The 20,345-nt window shown below is 62.8% G+C and carries 20 protein-coding genes; 9 read left to right on the plus strand and 11 right to left on the minus strand.

What is annotated here, in order from left to right; genetic code table 11:
• Positions 1–37: 37 nt before the first annotated feature.
• The 4 genes from ONR57_RS22030 to ONR57_RS22045 form a co-directional block, all read right to left on the minus strand.
• Positions 38–403 carry an antitoxin gene (locus ONR57_RS22030; protein ID WP_265125857.1) on the minus strand — a complete coding sequence of 122 codons (366 nt, stop codon included), beginning with the start codon at positions 401–403 and terminating at the stop codon, positions 38–40.
• Between the two features lie 40 nt (positions 404–443).
• Positions 444–2,837: an HAD-IC family P-type ATPase gene (locus ONR57_RS22035; RefSeq protein ID WP_265125952.1), complete on the minus strand. Its 2,394-nt coding sequence runs from the start codon at positions 2,835–2,837 to the stop codon at positions 444–446.
• Between the two features lie 73 nt (positions 2,838–2,910).
• Positions 2,911–3,948 carry an MBL fold metallo-hydrolase gene (locus ONR57_RS22040; protein WP_265125953.1) on the minus strand — a complete coding sequence of 346 codons (1,038 nt, stop codon included), beginning with the start codon at positions 3,946–3,948 and terminating at the stop codon, positions 2,911–2,913.
• Positions 3,949–4,123: 175 nt separating this feature from the next.
• Positions 4,124–4,852, minus strand: a complete 729-nt coding sequence (locus tag ONR57_RS22045; protein WP_265125858.1) for an enoyl-CoA hydratase — start codon at positions 4,850–4,852, stop codon at positions 4,124–4,126.
• A gap of 157 nt (positions 4,853–5,009) precedes the next feature.
• Between ONR57_RS22045 and ONR57_RS22050 the strand changes: the two genes are divergently transcribed.
• Positions 5,010–5,195, plus strand: coding sequence for a hypothetical protein (locus tag ONR57_RS22050; RefSeq protein WP_265125859.1), 186 nt, complete (start codon positions 5,010–5,012; stop codon positions 5,193–5,195).
• 10 nt (positions 5,196–5,205) lie between these two features.
• Here the strand turns inward: ONR57_RS22050 and ONR57_RS22055 are convergent, their stop codons facing one another.
• Positions 5,206–6,012 carry an aldo/keto reductase gene (locus ONR57_RS22055; protein ID WP_265125954.1) on the minus strand — a complete coding sequence of 269 codons (807 nt, stop codon included), beginning with the start codon at positions 6,010–6,012 and terminating at the stop codon, positions 5,206–5,208.
• 109 nt (positions 6,013–6,121) lie between these two features.
• Here ONR57_RS22055 and ONR57_RS22060 point away from each other — a divergent pair, with 109 nt between their 5' ends.
• Genes ONR57_RS22060 through ONR57_RS22075 form a run of 4 tightly spaced genes read left to right on the plus strand, consistent with a single transcriptional unit; the run spans position 6,122 to position 10,382 of the window.
• Positions 6,122–7,612: an acetyl-CoA carboxylase carboxyltransferase subunit alpha/beta gene (locus ONR57_RS22060; protein ID WP_265125860.1), complete on the plus strand. Its 1,491-nt coding sequence runs from the start codon at positions 6,122–6,124 to the stop codon at positions 7,610–7,612.
• A 45-nt stretch (positions 7,613–7,657) separates the two neighbouring features.
• Positions 7,658–8,368 carry a response regulator transcription factor gene (locus ONR57_RS22065; RefSeq protein ID WP_265125861.1) on the plus strand — a complete coding sequence of 237 codons (711 nt, stop codon included), beginning with the start codon at positions 7,658–7,660 and terminating at the stop codon, positions 8,366–8,368.
• Positions 8,369–8,403: 35 nt separating this feature from the next.
• Positions 8,404–9,768 carry a sensor histidine kinase KdpD gene (locus ONR57_RS22070; RefSeq protein WP_265125862.1) on the plus strand — a complete coding sequence of 455 codons (1,365 nt, stop codon included), beginning with the start codon at positions 8,404–8,406 and terminating at the stop codon, positions 9,766–9,768.
• The gene (locus tag ONR57_RS22075) at positions 9,765–10,382 is read left to right on the plus strand and encodes a bifunctional 2-polyprenyl-6-hydroxyphenol methylase/3-demethylubiquinol 3-O-methyltransferase UbiG (protein ID WP_265125863.1); all 618 of its coding nucleotides are present in this window, start codon (positions 9,765–9,767) and stop codon (positions 10,380–10,382) included. Before ONR57_RS22070 ends, ONR57_RS22075 begins: the two co-directional genes overlap by 4 nt.
• Positions 10,383–10,537: 155 nt before the next feature.
• Here the strand turns inward: ONR57_RS22075 and ONR57_RS22080 are convergent, their stop codons facing one another.
• Positions 10,538–11,935, minus strand: a complete 1,398-nt coding sequence (locus ONR57_RS22080; RefSeq protein WP_265125864.1) for a deoxyribodipyrimidine photo-lyase — start codon at positions 11,933–11,935, stop codon at positions 10,538–10,540.
• A gap of 94 nt (positions 11,936–12,029) precedes the next feature.
• Between ONR57_RS22080 and ONR57_RS22085 the strand changes: the two genes are divergently transcribed.
• A complete protein-coding gene (locus tag ONR57_RS22085) occupies positions 12,030–13,058 on the plus strand; it encodes a hypothetical protein (protein ID WP_265125865.1) in 1,029 nt (342 codons plus the stop codon).
• A 70-nt stretch (positions 13,059–13,128) separates the two neighbouring features.
• Here the strand turns inward: ONR57_RS22085 and ONR57_RS22090 are convergent, their stop codons facing one another.
• The 3 genes from ONR57_RS22090 to pdxH all read right to left on the minus strand — a co-directional run bounded on the left by ONR57_RS22090 (position 13,129) and on the right by pdxH (position 15,610).
• Positions 13,129–13,488: an FKBP-type peptidyl-prolyl cis-trans isomerase gene (locus ONR57_RS22090; RefSeq protein ID WP_265125866.1), complete on the minus strand. Its 360-nt coding sequence runs from the start codon at positions 13,486–13,488 to the stop codon at positions 13,129–13,131.
• Between the two features lie 3 nt (positions 13,489–13,491).
• Positions 13,492–14,790, minus strand: coding sequence for a citrate synthase (locus tag ONR57_RS22095; RefSeq protein WP_265125867.1), 1,299 nt, complete (start codon positions 14,788–14,790; stop codon positions 13,492–13,494).
• Between the two features lie 148 nt (positions 14,791–14,938).
• The gene (gene pdxH / locus ONR57_RS22100) at positions 14,939–15,610 is read right to left on the minus strand and encodes a pyridoxamine 5'-phosphate oxidase (RefSeq protein WP_265125955.1); all 672 of its coding nucleotides are present in this window, start codon (positions 15,608–15,610) and stop codon (positions 14,939–14,941) included.
• A 180-nt stretch (positions 15,611–15,790) separates the two neighbouring features.
• On the opposite strand from pdxH, the gene ONR57_RS22105 reads away from it, so the two are divergent.
• The 3 genes from ONR57_RS22105 (at position 15,791) to sepH (ending at position 19,068) form a co-directional block, all read left to right on the plus strand.
• A complete protein-coding gene (locus ONR57_RS22105; protein ID WP_265125868.1) occupies positions 15,791–16,945 on the plus strand; it encodes a citrate synthase 2 in 1,155 nt (384 codons plus the stop codon).
• Positions 16,946–17,015: 70 nt separating this feature from the next.
• On the plus strand, positions 17,016–18,140 hold the full coding sequence (serC, locus tag ONR57_RS22110) for a phosphoserine transaminase (RefSeq protein ID WP_265125869.1): 1,125 nt from the start codon (positions 17,016–17,018) through the stop codon (positions 18,138–18,140).
• A 97-nt stretch (positions 18,141–18,237) separates the two neighbouring features.
• Positions 18,238–19,068, plus strand: coding sequence for a septation protein SepH (gene sepH / locus ONR57_RS22115; protein WP_265125870.1), 831 nt, complete (start codon positions 18,238–18,240; stop codon positions 19,066–19,068).
• A gap of 149 nt (positions 19,069–19,217) precedes the next feature.
• Here sepH and ONR57_RS22120 read toward each other — a convergent pair whose 3' ends face one another.
• Together ONR57_RS22120 and ONR57_RS22125 are read right to left on the minus strand one after the other, a co-directional pair.
• Positions 19,218–19,505, minus strand: a complete 288-nt coding sequence (locus ONR57_RS22120) for a DUF2537 domain-containing protein (protein ID WP_265125871.1) — start codon at positions 19,503–19,505, stop codon at positions 19,218–19,220.
• 18 nt (positions 19,506–19,523) lie between these two features.
• Positions 19,524–20,333, minus strand: a complete 810-nt coding sequence (locus ONR57_RS22125; protein WP_265125872.1) for an RNA methyltransferase — start codon at positions 20,331–20,333, stop codon at positions 19,524–19,526.
• Positions 20,334–20,345 lie beyond the last annotated feature (12 nt).

Raw genomic sequence — 20,345 nt, forward strand, 5'->3', positions numbered from 1 at the left:
ATCGAGCCGACCATCCAGAGGCGAGTGCCTCAAAGAATCATTCCGCAGGAACGACCTTCTTGGCGGTCTCCTGGACCTTGCTGACCTGAGCACTGAACTTGCCCTTGGTCTGGGTGTCGACGAACGAAGCAGCCTTGTCGACGGCAGCGTCGATGTCACCCTTCTTGCTGACGAGCAGGCTCTTCGCCTTGGCCGTGTTCTCGTTGACGAGGGTCTGCGCCTTAGCGGCGTTCTCGTTAACGAGTGTCTGCGCCTTGGCAGCCAGATCCTTGACGGAGTCGAATGCGCTCATCATTCTCCCTTTGTCTTTCCGGCGCATCTCTGGCGCCGCATCGGTCGGGGTTTCCCCGCTTGCCGCCAATTTTCGCAGCCTGCCTGACAAATCGCTACTCAGTGTGGGCATTACCACCTTGCATTACACGAAAACAGCGATGCATAAGACATCATGTCTCACTAATACGCCGCTCAATACGACCCACAATCTCGACCAGCACGATACCGAGTACAGCGAGCGATGCAGCAATCGTGATCATTCGCGGATTCGATGGATCCAGAAGAAAAATTTCCTGAGTCAAGGAATTCGAAAAGAGCACCACGTAGGCCAGCGCCGATCCCCCAATCAGCACCACCTTCCACCAGGTATAAGGACGAGCCACCATTGCGAGGACCCACATGGCAATCGCGATCAGCGTTATCAGCGCGGCGGTGGAGGCCTGAACTCGTGATTCCACCGAACCAGCGGCGTCGTACACCAGAGCAAAACATGTGAACGTCGCCGCACCAATGATCACCCCAGACGGTATAGCCCGGCGCATCACCCGCTGAACAAAACCAGTACGGGCGCGTTCATAATTTGGCGCAAGCGACAAAATGAACGCCGGTATACCGATAGTGAACCACGCGATGATCGTCACATGACGCGGCAAGAACGGGTACGGAAGCGCACCGTTTCCGAGGAGGTGCGCGATAACTCCCGCTCCACCGAAAAAGAGCGCAAGAAAAACCGAATAGACCGTCTTCGTCAGAAAGAGATTAGCGACGCGCTCGATATTGCCGATCACCCGCCGGCCCTCGGCCACCACGTACGGCAACGTCGCAAACCTGTTGTCGAGTAAGACGATCTGCGCAACTGACCGCGAAGCCGGGCTGCCACTACCCATCGCGACACCGATATCCGCATCCTTGAGCGCCAGCACATCGTTAACCCCGTCGCCCGTCATCGCGACGGTGTGGCCCTGGGCCTGCAAGGCCTGCACCATAGCTCGCTTCTGGTCCGGCGTTACGCGGCCAAAGGTCGCGTTGTGCTCCACAGTTGCAATCAGTTCCTTGGAGGTTTCAGGCAGTCCGCGCGCGTCAACGGCCGCTCCCCCGCGCAACCCCAGCGAGCCCGCCACCGCCCCCACCGACCTCGCGTTATCACCGGAGATTACCTTGACCTCCACGCCCTGGTCGGCGAAGAACTCGATGGTGGGTCGCGCATCGGGCCGCACACGTTGCTCGAGAATCACCAGTGCGCGCGGCGTCACCACACCAGGGGCTCCAGCGGTATCAACTGCACGGTCTGATGTCGCGAGCAGCAGCACACGAAGACCACTGGATCCAGCCTCGTCGGCCTGCCTCGCAGCCTCCGTATCGGGCGCCACCAACACGTCAGGTGCGCCCAACAGCCAGTTGCCATGCTTCCCGAAAGACATCCCTGACCACTTGCGAGCTGACGAAAACGGTGCGACTGCAGTCCGCTGCCACCCTGCGGGACGCTCGGGAAAGGCCTCCAAGATCGCCTCCACGCTGGCATTGGGGCGCGGGTCGTCAGCAGCCAGCGCGGCGAGCGCATTGTGCTCCGCCGCGTCATGCAGATCTGGATCACTGGAAAGCAGCCGAACCTCGGCCAGCCGCATACCGTTCTCCGTAAGCGTCCCAGTCTTGTCCGCACACACAACGTCCACCCGCGCGAGACCCTCGATCGCTGGCAACTCCTGAACGAGACACTTCCGTCGGCCCAGACGAACGACACCGACCGCGAATGCGATCGACGTCATCAGCACAAGTCCTTCGGGAACCATCGGAACGAGAGCTGCCACCATACCGCGCAGTGCCACCGTCAGCGATTCCTCGCTCATAAACAGTTGACTGCAAATAATGAGCAGACCAGCGGGAACTAGCAAGTAGGTGATGAACCGCAGAATGGTATTGATCCCGCTGCGCAATTCCGAACGCACCAGCGTGAATCTGCTTGCTTCCTCCGCGAGCCGCGCCGCATACGCGTCACGGCCCACCCTGGTAGCCCGGTACGAACCGGAACCAGCCACGACGAAGCTCCCAGACAGCACCTGAGCCCCGGGCCCCTTCGGCACTGGATCCGCTTCACCTGTCAGCAGCGACTCGTCGACTTCGAGTACCTCGGCCGCCAGCATGACGCCGTCGACGACGACCTGATCCCCGGCACCTAGTTCGATCACGTCGTCGAGCACCACCTCGTTCGGTGGCAGCGCGACACTCACTCCATCACGGCGGACCATTGGTTTGGCCTGACCGATGATGCTGAGCTTGTCGAGAGTGCGTTTCGCACGCAACTCCTGTACCAGACCAATCACGCTGTTCGCGACGATGAGAAGCCCGAACAACCCGTCGATGGGGGACCCTGTCGCGAGCACGATGACCAGGAGGACGCCAAGAATCGCGTTGATCCGTGTGAAAACGTTCGCCCGGATGATGTCCCGCACTGAGCGGCCAGCACGGACGGGAACGTCGTTCGTCTCACCACAGCTTACCCGCTCCGCGACCTCGGCAACAGACAGCCCATTCAATTCAGCTGATTCGACAACGCTGGTTCGCATCGAAGCGCCCGCGCCGTTACCGAACTTCGTACTCAACGATTCATCTCCGCGCTTCCCCCAACGCCGGACGTCCTCACGACACGCCCAGCCACCATTCGTTACGCGGAAGCGGCTTGAGCAGGTCAACACGCTGACCCGGCATTGGCACAACGCTGCGCACACTCTGCGCTTCCTTCGCCTGCATCAAACGGACGATCGGTTCCGCCCATGGATGAAAGCCAAGGTTGAATGTACCCCAGTGAATCGGCAGCAAGACGCCGTTAGATGGCGTGCCGTTCAGCACACAGTGGGTCTGCACCGCCTCCTCAGGGGTCATGTGCACGTCCGGCCACTGCTCGCTGTAGGCACCAATCGGCAGCAGTGTCAGATCGAACGGGCCGTACTTCTCACCGACCTCACTAAAGCGGTCGGTATACCCCGTGTCACCGCCAAAAAAGACAGAATGGCGCGGTCCACGCAGCACCCACGACGACCACAGCGTGACGTTACGCGCGAGACCACGCCCGGAGAAATGCCGCGCCGGCGTACACGTAACCGTGAGATCGCCGATCGTCACGTCCTGATTCCAATCAAGCTCGATGATCCGCTCAACCGGCACGCCCCACGCGCGCAAATGACTGCCCACACCGAGCGGCACAACAAACGGAGCGGGTTGCAGTCGCACGAGCTCACGAATTGTTCGCCGATCGAGGTGGTCGTAGTGATCATGAGAGATCACCACCGCATCGATCTGCTGAAGCTGCGACACTTTCACCGGGACAGGGTGCATCCGGCGCGGTCCCAGTCTTGACGACGGTGATACGCGCTCGCTCCACACCGGGTCAGTCAGCACACGGAAGCCATCGACCTCGACAAGCACCGAGGAGTGCCCCAGCCACGACGCCGCCAGCTCTGCAGCAGCCGCAGGCGCGAGCGGAACCGCCAGCGGCACCTCCCGCGAGGGCGCACCAGTGTTGCCCCGGAGCACAATCGCAAAGAAAAGATCCGGTGCCTGGCGTGCGGAAAACGGGACCGCGGGTTCCGCGTTGCGAAACGTGCCGCCCCAGTAATTCGGCGATCCGGCAGCGTAAGGGCGGATTCGCGCACGCGGTGCGCCCAGTGCGCGATACATCTCCCACACCGACCACGCGAAGCCAGCCGTGCTAACGGCGGCAGCCGTTCCTAACCCAGCCCAGCCCAGTTTACGAAGCACACCGCTAACTGTATGTCGCGAACCGAAATCGTGCGGTATCGAGCGATACGGCAGTGCTGTCTGTGCCTTCTGCGCTTTCGGCGCTCGCTAGGAGCTACTCGCCGCGGAACACTGGCGGCCGCTTCTCTTTCCGGGCTGCGCGCGCTTCTGCCATGTCCGCGCTCGCCCAGGCCGCACGATGCGCCTCCTGCTGTTCCTGTGTTGGTTCGGAATCCGGCATGTGATTGAAAACCAGCTTCATGTGCCGGAGCGAAAGCGGCGCCAGCTTAGCGATTTCACGTGCCCACTCATGCGCCGCCGCACTATCGCCGATCCCGTTCACCAGCCCGAACTGAACAGCATTCTCTGCGGTAATTGTCTGGACTCCCATGAGCATCGCCCGGGCCACGCCGCCGCCGGCAAGTTCTGAGAGACGCGCGATTGTCCAGTTATCCATTGCCAGCCCCAGCTTCGCCACTGGAATCATAAAGGACGCATCGGGCACCGCGACGCGAAGATCCGCCGCGATTGCCAACTGCACACCTGCTCCGACAGCAGGGCCATTGACCGCCGCGATCACCGGCAGCGGCGTTTTCTGGACCGCGTCGAGCATTCCGTAATGCGCAGCCAAAAAATCCCGGTCATACGCGGCGCTCGTCAAATCCGCACCGGCTGAGAAAACTGTGCCCTGGCCAGTGATGACAACAACCCGGGCGCCCGACTCCTCCGCGGACCGGATTCCGTCCCTGATCCCGGTACAAACCTCAGTGTTGAGCGCATTGCGCCGTTCGTGACGCTGTATCTCAAGTGTGGTGACGTCGTCGTCCCTGGTGATGCCGATCATGCCTGCAGAGCCTATCGGGACCGGTCACGGTTTACAGGAACTGGCCCCAGACTGACCTCGGTGTTAGGCCGCGGCGTCGCCGGGTAGGTCGTAGGTAAGGTGCACACAAGCCCGGGACGATCGGCCAGGACTTGGGCAACCGAAGGAGAGTGACCTTATGGCAGAAAAACAATCTGAAGATCAGCCTCGGGACCCGAGCGACGCCCGCCTGAACCCAGGCAAGCACATTGATGAGGAAGAACAGCGCATCGAGCGAGAGCGCACTGAAGAGGGCGTGCCCGGGAATGCAGCCGAACGCGAAGCCGTCGAGCCGGTGGAGCCCGACGACCAGGCGCCCGAATAAGCAGCGGAGGTCAGAAGACGTCCGGGTCCGGCCCGATGCGGCCATTAGCGACATCCAGTGCGCTGATGGCCGCGACCTGGTCGTCAGTCAGTTCAAAATCGAACACTGCCAGGTTTTCGCGGATCCGGCTTGGTGTCACCGACTTGGGGATCACAACATTGCCGAGCTGCAGGTGCCAGCGCAAGATCACTTGGGCGACGGTTTTACCGGTCGCGGCGGCGATGTCAGTGAGGAGCGGATCATTCAGGATGGTGCCCTGCCCGAGCGGGCTCCACGCTTCAGTGACAATCCCGTACTGAGCGTGGAAGTCGCGTAGCTCCGGCTGGGAGAAGCCTGGGTGCAACTCGATTTGATTCAGCACTGGAACTTCGCCGGTTTCGTCAATGACCCGCTGCAGGTGCGGAATCTGGAAATTTGACACGCCAATCGAGCGCACGCGGCCTTCTGCCTTCAGCTTCTGAAATGCCTTAAACGTCTCCACGTACAGGCCCTCCGACGGTTTAGGCCAGTGGATCAGATACAGATCGACATACTCCAGACCCATCCTCGTCAAGCTATCGTCGAACGCACGCAGAGTGCGTGTCATGCCCTGATCTTCATTCCACAGTTTCGTCGTGACGAAGATGTCGCCGCGATCAATTCCTGACTCGCGGATCGCGCGGCCAGTGCCGAGTTCGTTGTCGTAGATACGGGCCGTGTCGATGCTGCGGTATCCCGCGTCAAGCGCAGTGGCCACAGCGCGATACGCCTCCTCGTCGGGCACCTGCCACACGCCGAAACCAAGCTGCGGGATCGCGTGGCCGTCGGAAAAAGTCACAAAAGGAATCTCTGGCTTATCACTCACGCCCCTATGAAACACTGACGCACGCCCGCTCATTCCCTGACACGCACAGCACCACCCCGTTCCGTCCCGTAGCGTGCTAACCGTGCCGACCACAGCTCAGGAACTGTTTGATCGAGTGCTCGATACGGGGTCGTACCTCTCCTGGGACGCTCCACCGATCGACCTGCCCGCCCACACGAAGTATCACGACGATCTGGTCGCAGCCCGGCAAAAATCCGGTACGGACGAGTCGGTGCGCACCGGTGAGGGCAGAATACGCGGCCGGCGAGTCGCGGTGATCGCGTGTGAGTTCCGCTTCCTCGCCGGTTCTGTGGGTGTCGCCGCAGCCGAACGAATCGTCGCCGCTATCGAACGCGCCACCGCGGAACGGCTGCCGCTGCTGGCATCACCCACGTCGGGCGGCACGCGTATGCAAGAAGGTACCGTAGCCTTCCTGCAGATGGTGAAGATTGCCGCCGCGATCAAGCTCCACAAAGACGCACACCTCGCCTACCTGGTTTACCTCCGGCACCCCACCACAGGCGGTGTCTTCGCGTCCTGGGGCTCGCTTGGACACATCACCGTCGCTGAACCCGGCGCACTGATCGGTTTCCTCGGCCCGCGCGTGTACGAATCCCTGTACGGGGAGAGCTTTCCAGAAGGTGTCCAGACGGCGGAGAACCTCTACCAGCGCGGCGTCATCGACGGTGTGGTCCCCGTGCGGTGGTTACGTCCGATTCTCGACCGGGCGCTGCGCGTGGTATGCGGAACCACGGGTGCCCCCGGCGAACTCGAGCCAGCCCCGGTGCTCGATGAACTCCCAGACATCCCAGCGTGGGAGTCCGTGGTCGCGTCTCGTAATCCGGTGCGCCCAGGGGCCCGCCATGTGCTTCGGCACGGCGCTACGACCCTCACGCCGCTAAGCGGGACCGGTCAGGGAGAGGCCGACCGTTCGATGCTTCTGTGTTTAGCCCGGGTTCGGGGCACGCCATGCGTTGTGCTCGCGCAAGACCGGGCGCTCACCCGGGACTCCGGTGCGTTCGGCCCAGCCGCGCTGCGCGAAGCCCGCCGTGGCATGCACCTCGCCGCCGAACTTCGCCTGCCGCTCGTATTGATCATCGACACAGTGGGCGCCGCGCTTTCGAAAGACGCCGAGGAACGAGGCCTCGCTGGCGAAATCGCGCGCAGTCTCGCTGACCTTGTCACACTGAAGTGCCCCACAGTGTCCGTGCTATTGGGGCAGGGCACTGGCGGCGGCGCGCTCGCAGTGCTCCCGGCGGACCGGGTGCTGTGCGCAGAAAATGGCTGGCTCGCACCGCTGCCTCCGGAGGGGGCAAGCGCCATCATGTTCCGCGATACCGCCCGTGCTCCAGAAATTGCAGCCGAACAGGGAATTCGCGCGCGCGATCTCCTTGCCTCCGGGATCGTGGACGCAATCATCCCGGAGCAGCCAGACGCTTCGGCAGAGCCGATTCTCTTCAGCCAGCGCGTCGCCGCCGCGATCGCGCGGGAGGTACGAGCCCTGGCGCTGATTCCGGAGCAGAAGCGTTACGCGGCGCGGCTGCACCGATACCGCACGCTTGGGCTGCCGTGAGCCTGTCTTCAGCTGTTCCTCACAAAGAACTGGCAGGATGTGGCCATGGACGATTCCGCCACCGTACTCGTGGTCGACGATGACGCCGACGTCCTCACGTCCCTGCAACGCGGCCTCCGCCTCTCCGGGTTCGAGGTGATCACTGCAGAAGACGGCGAATCTGCGCTGCGAACGATCCGCAGCCGCGAGCCTGACGCTGTGGTTCTGGACGTGACGATGCCCCGGCTCGATGGGGTGAGTGTGGTGACCGCGCTACGGGCGATGGGCAGCGACATTCCGATATGCGTGCTGAGCGCGCGCAGCTCCGTCGACGACCGGATAGCTGGGCTAGAAGCCGGCGCAGACGATTACCTCACCAAGCCGTTCGCGCTGGGCGAGCTGATCGCGCGGGTGCGGGCAATGCTCCGTCGGCGCCCGGAACAACCCGCCGGGACAACACCAGCCACCGCGCCCCGTGAGTTGCTTGCCGCTGGACCACTAGAAATCGATATTGCCGCGCGCCGCGCGACGATTGATGGACATGAGCTCGACCTCACCAAGCGGGAGTTCGAACTTCTCACGACTCTGATGCGGCACCGTGACGCGGTGCTTTCACGACGCCAGCTGCTCGAGATCGTGTGGGGCTACGATTTCGATGCTGACACGAACGTCGTCGATGTGTTCGTCGGCTACCTGCGGAAGAAAATGGAAGCGAGCGGCGCACCCCGAATGCTGCACACTGTGCGCGGCGTCGGGTTCATTTTGCGGACACGCTAGTGGCGGGCGAGGGAGCGGTCGACACGGTGCGGAACATGCGGCGGCGGGGGGTCCTGCAACGGATCAGGCTCGCGTCGCCGTCCCTGCTTACGCGCGCCGCGCTTGCGGCAGCGGCCGGCGCGACGATCGTCGTGGTCACGGTCGCGGTCTTCGTCTGGTCGGGCGTGCAACGGGAAGCCTATGCCCAACTCGATCAGCGTCTCGACGTCGTAGGCACCATTGCCGCAACAGTCGCGAACCAGTCGCTATACGAGGCCCGCGAGCAGATACCCGACGATTATGAAGCGACGTACCGCGCCGGCCCCGTCGTCATCCGGGCACACCGCGTTACCATCCCGGAACTGCCGGAAGGCTACGCGACGGAAGTTATCGACGGTACCGAGTACCGGGTCCGTACGATTGCCGTACCAGACCGTCCGCGAACCACGATTTCCGTTGCTGCGCCGACCGAAGCAACCGAAGAACAGATACGTGACGAACGCCGCAACACCATCCTCGTGAGCATGCTTGCGATCGCAGCAGCGGCGGGGCTCGGATGGCTGCTTGGCGGATTCGCGATCAGGCCGCTCCGCCAGCTCGCCGGGCAAACGCGCATTATCGACCCGGAAACGGCGACGCCGCGGCCGCACGTTACGGGAGCGAGGGAGGCTGAGGAGCTCGCCGCCGCGATCTCCGGCATGCTTGAGCGAATTAGCCGCGAGAAACAGCGCACGTCAGAGGCACTGCACACCGCGCGGGATTTCGCTGCGGTGTCGGCTCATGAATTGCGGACGCCGCTGACCGCGATGCGAACAAATCTGGAGGTCCTCGAAACGCTCGACCCCCCAGAGCCCGACCGCCGTGAAGTGATCGCCGAGACGCTCCAATCGGTGAAGCGGATCGAACAAATCTTGCACGCCCTCGAGAGGCTCGCCGCAGGCAGCCTCACCGCCACAACCGACTACGAGGATGTAGATCTCGCTGAAGTCCTCTACCGGAGCGCACATGAGGCGCAGCGCCTCCATCCTGAGCTTGAAGTGCATGTGCACGATGCCGAACCGACAGTCATTCGAGGGCTCGCCGCGGGCCTGCGATTAGCAGTGGACAATGCGATCACAAACGCAGTCCGGCACGGGGGCGCCGAACGTGTCGAGCTTTCGCTGCGGGACGGAGCTTCGGGCCAGGACGAAAATGCCGAGGGATGCGTCGACATCACCATCGACGACGACGGCTGCGGCATCCCCCTCGAAGATCGGGACAGAGTGTTCGAGCGATTCGCACGCGGTTCGCGCGTGCACGCACCCGGTTCCGGCCTGGGTCTCGCGCTCGTCGCACAGCAAGCAGAATTGCACGGTGGCAGAGCATTTCTCGCGGATAGCCCACTCGGGGGCGCCCGCCTAGTCCTGAGGGTTCGAATATGAGCAGGTGGCAAGACACGTGTGGCGGCCCTGGCGGCCGGAATGGCGAAGACTATCAGCGCCACTTCGAGCGGCTCGCTGCTACCGGAAAGGACACGCATGGTGAGGCCCGCTTGTGCGCGGAACTCGTTGCGCCTGGTGCACGTGTCCTCGATGCCGGCTGCGGTACCGGACGGGTCGCGATATGGCTGCAGGAACACGGCTATCACTGTGTAGGTGTCGACCTTGACGAATCGATGCTGGATGTCGCGCGGCGCCGCGCTCCCGAATTGAACTGGATTCACGGTGACCTAGCAGACCTTGACGCGGCGAGCCTCGGTACGTTCGATCTCGTTGTCGCTGCGGGGAACGTGATACCGCTCGTTGCCAGCGGAACTGAGCAGCAGGTGGTCGAATGCCTGGCGTCGGTTCTCAAACACGGTGGAATACTGGTCGCGGGATTCGGGCTCGATGCCGCCCATCTCCCTTTGGACGATGCCCCGCTCACACTCGATGATTACGACGGTTGGTGCGAAAGCTCGGGTCTGCGGCTGGAACATCGCTTCGCCACTTGGCACCGCGATCCGTATGTGGATGGCGGGTACGCCGTCAGCGTCCATCGTCGATTCGCTACGTAGGTTGTCACACAAGCCTCAGTCGGCTCCGGCACCCATGACCCCTGATCGACAGGCACGTACACATCGTCCGATTATGGATGAGAAATGCACAGTTTAGACATGGCCTCCGAAAACCGTATAGGGGTCTTACCTGGCCCCGAGTTACGTGTGTGACATCAGTTAGCTGACGCGGCCTTCACCTCGTCATAACGCGCAAGCGCCTCCTTCCGCTCCTCCGCGTGATCGACAATCGGCGCCGGATAACCGGTGACATCCTCACCCCGCTCGCCTACCGTGTGCACCTTCGCTCCATCGATGTTGCGAAGTTCAGGCACCCATCGGCGCACGTACTCACCATCCGGATCGAATTTCTTCCCTTGCGTCACCGGATTGAAAATACGGAAGAACGGCGATGCATCCGTGCCGGAGCCCGCTACCCACTGCCACCCGTGCTGATTCGCCGGCAGGTCACCGTCCACGAGGTACCGCATGAAATGCCGCGCACCCCACCACCACGGCAGGTGGAGGTCCTTCACAAGGAAGGACGCGACAATCATCCGCACCCGGTTATGCATCCAGCCTTCCGCCCGCAATTGCCGCATTCCAGCGTCGACAATCGGATAACCCGTTTCGCCATCACACCACGCCCGGAAGCATCGCCACGCTTCATCTCCCGAATCGAGCGGCATCGCATCGAACTTACGGTCAAGGTTTCTGCGCGCTGAATCCGGATTATGGTGCAGCACGTCACCGTAGAAATCGCGCCACGCGAGCTGACGCCGGTATTCTCGCGCCCCGTCGCTGTCAATAGTGGCCAGGTCGGCCAGCATCGTGCGCGGGTGGATCGTGCCGAACTTCAAATGCACCGACATACGACTGGTGTCATCGAGATCGGGACGGTCCCTGTTCGCGTGATACTCGTTCACGCCACCGCCGTCTGCTTTCAGAAACTTCCGCCACTGCCGCTGGGCGGCGTCTTCGCCCACCGCGCACACTGGTTCTTCGTCCGGCAGCTCCGCCCGCCGGAACTGCCGGACGTCCTCTGGGTCTAACCACGCCACTGTGCTCGCGTCAGTTTTCGCCGGCTTGCGCCAGCCATGGTCCAGCCAGCTGCGGTAGAACGGTGTAAACACCCGATAGGGACTGCCGTCTTGCTTGACGACACGCCCAGGTGACACCGCGAACGGAGACCCGGTACGTACGAGGTCGATCTTTTCCGCGATCTGCTCGTCGCGGGCAGCCCCGTAGGGCCCGAAATCCGCGGATACGTGCACCTGGCTCGCCCCAATGGCTTCTGCCAAGCCGGGAATAACCCGGATCGGCTCGCCTTCCACGACGAGCAGCTTCCCGCCGAGCTGTCGGTCGAGATCACGCAGGCAGGCATGCAGCGCTGCGACACGATGAGCTCCAGCAGGGCCGAGCAGTGCGGGGTCGAGGACGAAAACTCCGAGCGCCTGCTCCGCCGCTGCCGCCGCAGCAAGGAAGGTCGGCATATCGCGAGTGCGCAAATCGCGCCGAAACCACACAATTGTGTTCTCAGCCACTTTTTCCGAGCGTGTCGCAGCGATTCTCATCAACTCCTTAAAGAAGGTTCAGAGCTCCAATACTTGGCGCTCATAGCGTCGAATACATATGTGTTCAGCTTTCCGCCTTAAAGGAGCGAATTCAATGAAACGAGCCCGCCAGTTCCGGCTGCCCGCCGTCCTTGCCGCGGCGGCGCTGCTGCTGACGTTCGGCTCTGCTGCTGTGCTCCTCACGGAGCGCGGTGGCTCCCCCATTCTGGAATCCAGCGAACCGGAATCGGTTGTGCTCGACGAAGAGCTTGAGCGCGCGCTTCGGGTGCTTCGTCAGAATAACCTCAGCGCAACGTTTCTTACGGCGGGTACGCAGCAGGCGGCGAGCGGTGCGGGTCAGTTGTCGGACGGCGCTAAGCAACTCTCCACTGGACTTGGCCAGGCCCAGCTCGGCGCCAGCCAGCTCGCGGACGGCAGCAGCGAACTCGCCAATGGCATCGCTCAAGTCGACGATGGCGCCACCGAACTTCGCGGCGGAATGACCGAGTTCGCCGGTGGCATCGATCAACTTGGAGAGGGCGCGACGCAGATCAGCACAGGTGTCGACGAACTCGTCACCCTCCTGCTTCCGTTAAAGGAAGCAGCTGCGCCGTTTTCGCCGGAGGCAGCGCAGGCTTTGGCGCAGCTGGAGGAACTGCGCGGGGGTGCGGCTGAGCTTGCCTACCAGCTGAATAACCCCGCCAGCGACTTCCGCTCGGGCGCGACACAGCTGCAGGCCGGAACGGCACAGTTGAGCGACGGTACCCAGCAGCTTCGCGGCGGCGGCTTCGAAGTTCGCGATGGCGCGATTCAGTTGCGGGATGGCCTCAGCTTGCTCACCGACGGATCGGGACAGCTTGTCGCGGGCACCGATCAGTTGGCTAGTGGGGCCGGTCAGCTCCAAACGAACGCGGAGAAGCTCACCGGGTCGGTCGATGATGTAGTCCGGAACACGCCGCGCGGCAACGCAGCGAACGGAAACAACGCTGTCTCGAACACCGCCGCCGAGACAACCGTTCAGCCCGCGACGTCTGAACTCACCCCCACAACCGCCGCAGCGCTTGCCGGGGTCGGCGCCGGGATAACGCTGCTCCTCACCTCCGGTGTTCTGGCGATAGCGCGCCGCCGGTCACCAGCCGAGTGAGCACAGGCCCGCAAAAAGCAGAAACGCCCGGCGTTTGCCGGGCGTTTATTGCTGTTGTTTGCCGCCTAGGCTACTTCACATCAAGCAGATCGATGACGAACACCAACGTCCGTCCAGAGAGACGATGCCCAGATCCTGCGGGACCGTAAGCTTGATCCGGTGGGATGGTCAACTGGCGGCGGCCGCCGATCCGCATGCCGGGGATGCCATCCTGCCAGCCCTTGATCAGCCCGCGCAGCGGAAAACTGATCGATTCACCGCGGTTCCAGGAGGAGTCGAATTCCTCACCGCTTTCGAAATCGACGCCAACATAGTGCACCTCAACGGTGTCTCCGGGCTGAGCTTCTTCGCCGTCACCGACGAGCAGGTCCTGGATCACCAGTTCTGCAGGTGGCGGGCCGGGCTGGAATTCTACTTCAGGCTTTGTCATGAGTTATCGCGCCGAAACCTCTACATAGTCGCGTTCGGTGTAACCGGTATAGATCTGCCGGGGACGCCCGATCTTGGTGGTGGGATCGGCGTGCATTTCACGCCAGTGGGCGATCCACCCGGGGAGACGGCCCAGGGCGAACAGCACCGTGAACATGCGCGTCGGGAAACCCATCGCGCGGTAGATCAGGCCGGTGTAAAAGTCCACGTTCGGGTACAGCTTGCGCTCGATGAAGTAATCATCGGTCAGCGCCGCCTCCTCGAGCGTCATCGCAATATCGAGCAACTCGTCGCGAGCGCCAAGTTTGCCGAGAACGTCATGCGCCGTCTTCTTCACGATCGCCGCGCGCGGATCATAGTTGCGGTACACGCGGTGCCCGAAGCCCATGAGCTTCACGCCCGCTTCTTTGTTCTTGACCTTACGGATGAACTCCGACACATCGAGGCCACTCGCCTTGATGTCATCGAGCATTTCGAGCACAGCCTGGTTGGCGCCGCCGTGCAGTGGGCCCCACAGCGCATTGATGCCACCCGAAATTGACGTGAACAGGTTCGCGTCGGAGGAGCCCACCAGGCGCACCGTGGACGTGGAACAGTTCTGCTCGTGGTCCGCATGGAGGATCAGCAGCATGTCGAGCGCCTTCACCACTTCTGGGTCCGGCTCGTACGGTTCAGCGGGAAATCCGAACGTCATACGCAGGAAGTTCTCGACGAGCGTGTTGGAGTTATCCGGATACAAGAAGGGCTGGCCCACGGACTTCTTGTACGCATACGCGGCGATCGTCGGGAGCTTTGCAAGCAATCGGATCGTCGACACCTCGACCTGCTGCGGGTCGTTCGGGTCCAGCGAATCCTGGTAATAGGCCGACAACGCGTTCGCTGCGCTGGAGAGCACTGGCATGGGATGTGCGTTGCGCGGAAAGCCGTCGAAGAATCGCTTCAGATCCTCGTGCAGCATGGTGTGCCGCTGAATCCGATGGGTAAAGTCATCGAGTTGCTCACTGCTTGGCAGTTCGCCATAGATCAGCAGGTACGACACCTCGAGGAACGACGACTTCTCGGCAAGCTGCTCGATCGGGTAACCCCGGTATCGGAGGATGCCTTTTTCGCCATCGATATAGGTAATCGCCGACTCGGTAGACGCGGTGTTGACGAAACCACCGTCGAGCGTGGTGTATCCCGTCGTAGCCAACAGTTTGCCGAGGTTAATGCCGTCGTTGCCCTCGGTCGCCCGAGTGATCGACATTTTGTACTCGCCACCGGGGTAACTGAGTACTACTTTTTCCTCATTATCAGCGGGCACGAGGGCTCCTTTTCACACTCAACTCGTCAGTAGCCTATCGGCCTATGCGCAAGCTCTCAACGCACAACCATAACGATGAACCTAGTCCCTGGTGACCTCACCACCGTCACCAGGGTCCAGGTGAGGCGGTCTTGACCCAGACTGCCAATCAGGGCTGCAACCTGAAAACCTCCCATCCCGCGCTCGTCTTCTCGCAGCGAATCCGGTTGTGAAGCCGGTTCTCTCGCCCCTGCCAGAACTCTACGACGGACGGCTCGAGGCGGTAACCGCCCCAGAACGGTGGCACTGGGACGTAATCCACATCACAGAATTGCTTGGTAACGGCCGCGAGCGCCGCCTCGAGATCCGCGCGCGAACCGATGCGCCGGGATTGGTGTGACGCCCAAGCCCCCAGTTGTGAGCCCCGCGGCCGCGTGTCCCAGTACTCACGCGTCTCCTCCGGGCCCACGCGCGTCACCGAACCGCGCACGTGAACCTGCCGCTCCAGCAGGACCCAGGGAAAAGTCACAGACGCAAACGGGTGCAGATCGAGGTGCTGCGCTTTGCCCGATTCGTAATTCGTGTAAAAGACGATTCCACGCTCGTCAGCGCCCTTGCACAGCACCGTGCGCGTAGCGGGAAGACCACGCTGATCAACTGTTGCGAGCACCATTGCGTTAGGCTCCGGGATGCGCCCGCCATCGGGTGCGACATACTCGGTGGCGTCACGCAGCCATTGCACGAAGAGCGCCAGCCAGCCGTCAGCAAGCCAGCTCTCATCGAGATGCGGATGCTCTCTCGGCACGGGTGGCACCGGTTTTTTCCCGTAAGCAACACGCATGTGTGCCAGATCGAGAGAATCGGAGGAGTAAGACGGGTTCAGCACCACACTGCACACGCTACGCGCAACCCGGCATGATTCCGTCCCGGACGCTTTTCACCCGCCCGAGGCCTGCTGGGGCCGGTCACCGGCCTGAGACTCCGCACACCATCCACGTCAACTCGCACAGGAGCTAACGCTATGGCAGCGCAAATACCGGAAGGCTTCTCCCCTGGATTGGAAGGGGTGCTCGCATTCACGACAGAGATCGCGGAACCCGACAAAGATGGTGGTGCTCTGCGTTACCGAGGTGTCGACATCGAAGACCTCGTCAGCCGCGGCGTCCCATTTGGCGACGTCTGGGCACTGCTTGTAGACGGAAAGTTCGGGCACAGTCTGCCGCCTGCGGAGCCGTTCCCCTTGCCGGTGCATACCGGTGACGTCCGGGTTGACGTACAGGCCGGGCTCGCGATGCTCGCCCCGATCTGGGGCTACCAGCCGCTGCTCGATATCGACGAGGAAACCGCGCGTGAGCAGCTAGCTCGTGCGTCAGTGATGGCGCTTTCTTATGTCGCGCAGTCTGCGCGCGGCATCTACCAGCCTGCCGTGCCGCAGAAAATCATCGACGAATGTCCCACCGTGACGGCCCGCTTCATGACGCGGTGGAAGGGCGATCCCGACCCTGATCACATCAAAGCGATTGACGCCTACTGGGTGTCTGCCGCGGAGCACGGCCTGAACGCATCGACATTCACGGCCCGCGTGATCGCATCCACCGGCGCGGACGTCGCTGCCAGTCTTTCGGGCGCAATCGGCGCCATGTCCGGGCCCCTGCATGGTGGCGCACCTGCTCGGGTGCTGCCCATGATCGAGGAAGCTGAGCGCAGCCATGACCCGCGGGCAATGGTCAAAGGCATTCTCGACCGTAAGGAACGCCTGATGGGCTTCGGACACCGCGTGTACCGCGCAGAAGACCCGCGTGCCCGTGTACTTCGCAATACCTGCAAAGCGCTGGGCGCACCCCGCTACGAGGCTGCTGCGGCACTCGAGCAAGCAGCGCTTACAGAGCTGCGTGAACGCCGGCCCGACCGCGCGATCGAAACTAATGTCGAGTTTTGGGCCGCGGTCATTCTGGATTTCGCCGGGGTGCCGCCACACATGATGCCGGCCATGTTCACCTGCGCGCGGACCGCTGGCTGGTGTGCCCACATCCTGGAGCAGAAACGGCTCGGCAAGCTGGTGCGGCCAGCCGCGCTGTATGTGGGGCCGGCGCCGCGTACGCCCGAAGACGTGGCGGGCTGGAGCCAGCTGACCGACCAGGGACAGCAAGGTTTTTTGCGGCGCATACTAGGCTAGTCGCGAAGCTGTGGCACAGAACTGACCCAGATTGACCCCTGAATCACCTCTAGTTAAGGACGGCGAGGACGTGACCGGCACTCCCGATATCAGCATCCCTGACGAGCTCAAGCCTGCGGATGGCCGCTTCGGCTGTGGCCCGTCCAAGGTAAGGCCGGAGCAGCTTCAGTCCCTTGTGGACACCGGCGCAGCGGTATTTGGGACCAGCCATCGGCAGGCTCCTGTCAAGAACGTCGTGGGGCGGGTTCGCGATGGCCTGCGCACGCTCTTCGCACTGCCGGATGGGTACGAAGTCATTCTCGGCAACGGCGGAACCACTGCTTTTTGGGACGCTGCGGCGTTCGGACTGGTTCGCGAGAAGTCATTGCACCTCACTTACGGTGAGTTCAGCAGCAAGTTCGCCGCGGTGACGAAGAAGGCGCCGTTCCTCGGCGAGCCAATCGTCGTCAGCGCTGAGCCCGGCAGCGCACCGGAGCCCACGTCGGACCCGTCTGTGGACCTCATCGGCTGGGCCCACAACGAGACCTCCACCGGCGTCGCCGTTCCGGTTACCCGTCCAGAAGGGTCGGACAATGCGCTGATCGCCATCGACGCAACCTCAGGCGCGGGCGGCCTGCCCGTCAACATCGCTGACGCTGACGTGTACTACTTCGCACCGCAAAAGTGCTTCGCTGCTGACGGTGGCCTGTGGATCGCGATCATGAGCCCCGCCGCGCTCGATCGGATCGCCGAGATCAAAGCGTCGGCCCGCTGGGTGCCGGAGTTCCTGTCGCTGCCGATCGCCGTGGACAACAGCGTCAAGAATCAGACGTACAACACGCCCGCACTTGCGACGCTGCTGCTTCTCGCCGACCAGACCGAATGGATGCTCAATAACGGTGGCCTCGAGTGGGCGGTCAAGCGGACGGCGGACTCGTCGGCGCGCCTGTACGAGTGGGCGTCGAACACCTCGTACACCACTCCGTTCGTCGCCGAGCCAAAGCATCGGTCGCAGGTCGTCGGCACCATCGACTTCAGTGATGATGTGGACGCTGCGGCGGTCGCTAAGGTCCTGCGGGCAAATGGCATCGTCGACACGGAGCCCTACCGGAAGCTCGGCCGCAACCAGTTGCGCATCGGCATGTTCCCTGCCATTGACCCCGAGGACGTGACGAAGCTGACCAAGTGCGTCGACTTTGTGGTCGGAAAGCTTTGACACACAGCGCGTGTCCCTACCGAAACTGTGGTCACGACTCCATTACAGTGCGATAAAGACGCGAAGTTCTACGTCGCGAGTTGCCTGAGGAGGAAGCGTGCGAGAGCTCAAGGTGGTCGGGATTGAATCCGACGGCAGCGCAATCATCTGCGCGGACGTCAATACGGGAGCGAAATTCCGCATCCCCGCCGACGACCGCCTGCGTGCCGCCTCGCACGGTGATCTAAGCCGACTGGGTCAGATCGAGGTTGAGATGGAGAGCCGTCTGCGGCCTCGCGAAATCCAGGCGCGCATTCGCGCTGGCGCGAGCGTGCGACAGATAGCTGAGGAATCGGGGCTGCCCACCGCGCGTGTAGAGAGTTTCGCGCACCCGGTGCTCCTTGAGCGCGCTCGCATGGCTCAGATGGCACGCAACTCACATCCCCTCCTCGAAGATGGTCCTGCGCTGCAAACGCTTGCTACCGCAGTCGCGCATACGTTCGGTGCGCGTGGCCAGAAATTCGAAGAGGCAACCTGGGATGCGTGGCGCAATGAGCAGGGCCGCTGGGTGGTGCAGCTCGCGTGGGAAGCCGGGCGGACCGAGAACAAAGCGCACTGGCGTTTCCAGCCCGGCGCTGACGGCGGCACCGCAGCTCCGCTGGACGAGCTCGCTAAGGAATTGGTCACGACTGACACGCCCAGGCCCCGCCCCGCGCTGAGCCCCGTCACGCCGATCGTCGCTGCGAAGCCTGCCAAGCCAGCTCCGCAGCCCGAGGCGCCAGCGGAGCCTCAAGCTGCACAACCAGCCTCGCCCGCAGCTGAGAAGCCAGCCGAGAAGACGCCGAAACAACCCGCCCCGGCGCCCGCCAGCGGGAAGAAGAAGCCCGCTATGCCGTCCTGGGAGGATGTACTGCTCGGGGTTCGGACAGGCACCGGGCCTGAGCACTGATCCACAGCACGTTCACGTCCCGCCACTCGTAAGATCAAGGTATGCGAAAGCGACCGCTGCTGACGATTGGCGGGATCCTCCTTCTGGTCCTGTTCCTCGCCATTGTGGGCCCGTGGGTGTACCTCAATTTCATCGCACCGTGAACTCCGTCAAAGCGAACCGCTGAACACCCCGACGATCAGGAATCCCCACGCGAAAAGCGCCCCCATAGCGATGCCGAGGGCCGCGAAACGCAGCGTTGGCCGCTTCCGCCACTCCCATAAGGGCTGAGCGAACCCGATTGCGACAGTTACGTTGAGAACGAGAGCGAGCAACGGGTGGATGGCTACCAGCCCGCTGCCAGCCGCCGCGACGATCACCCCGACTATCAGCGCCACGGAACCCGCGAACACGAGGCCCAGCACCCAGGTTTCCGTCCGATCCTCACGTTCTGCCACCCGTACCCGCCTCACTGCCTAGTAGTCGCGCAACCGCGCGCGCTCATAAAATGCCACCGCAGCAGCGGTTGCCACGTTAAGCGAATCAACTCCCGCGGACATCGGTATGTGTACCCGCGCGTCGGCACGCGTGAGCGCCTGTTCCGTCAGCCCCGGGCCTTCTGCTCCGAGCAGCAACGCGACCTTGTCCGGGGTGACTGCATTCGCTAGCGGAAGTGAGGGCTGCGCCGGGGTCAGAGCGACGACGTGGAAGCCGTAATCCTGCAGAACCCCGATCGACTCCGGCCACGCTGCGGCGGGCGCGAACGGCACCCGCAGAACATGCCCCATCGATACCCGGACCGATCGGCGGTAAAGCGGGTCAGAACAGCGGTCGCCGAGGATGACCGCATCGACGCCCAGCGCGGCCGCATTGCGGAAAATCGCGCCGAGGTTCTCGTGGTCATTCACGCCTTCGAGGACGGCTACCGTGCGCGCTGTGCTGAGTATCTCCGCCATGTCGCGCGCCGCCGGCCGCCGCGCGACGGCGAGCACTCCCCTGTTGAGGTGAAACCCCACAACCTGGGCCATCACGTCAGGGTTGACTGTGAAGTACGGTGCGCGTAATGGGGCGAGTTGTGCACGCAGCTGCTCATAGCGGCGTTCCACACCGAGCAGCGCGTACGGTTCGAATGGGGTTCCCAGCATGCGTTCGACGACTACCGTCCCCTCTCCGATCACTAACCCTCTGCCGCCGGGCCGGTCTGGCCGCCGGTCAGCAGTGGTCAGATCCCGGAAATCGTCGACCCGTGGGTCGCTAGGGTCGGTGATATCGACGGTGTAGGCCACCTCCTCATCCTA

It is taken from the genome of Hoyosella sp. YIM 151337 (assembly GCF_026041215.1).
Taxonomy (GTDB): Bacteria; Actinomycetota; Actinomycetes; order Mycobacteriales; family Mycobacteriaceae; genus Hoyosella.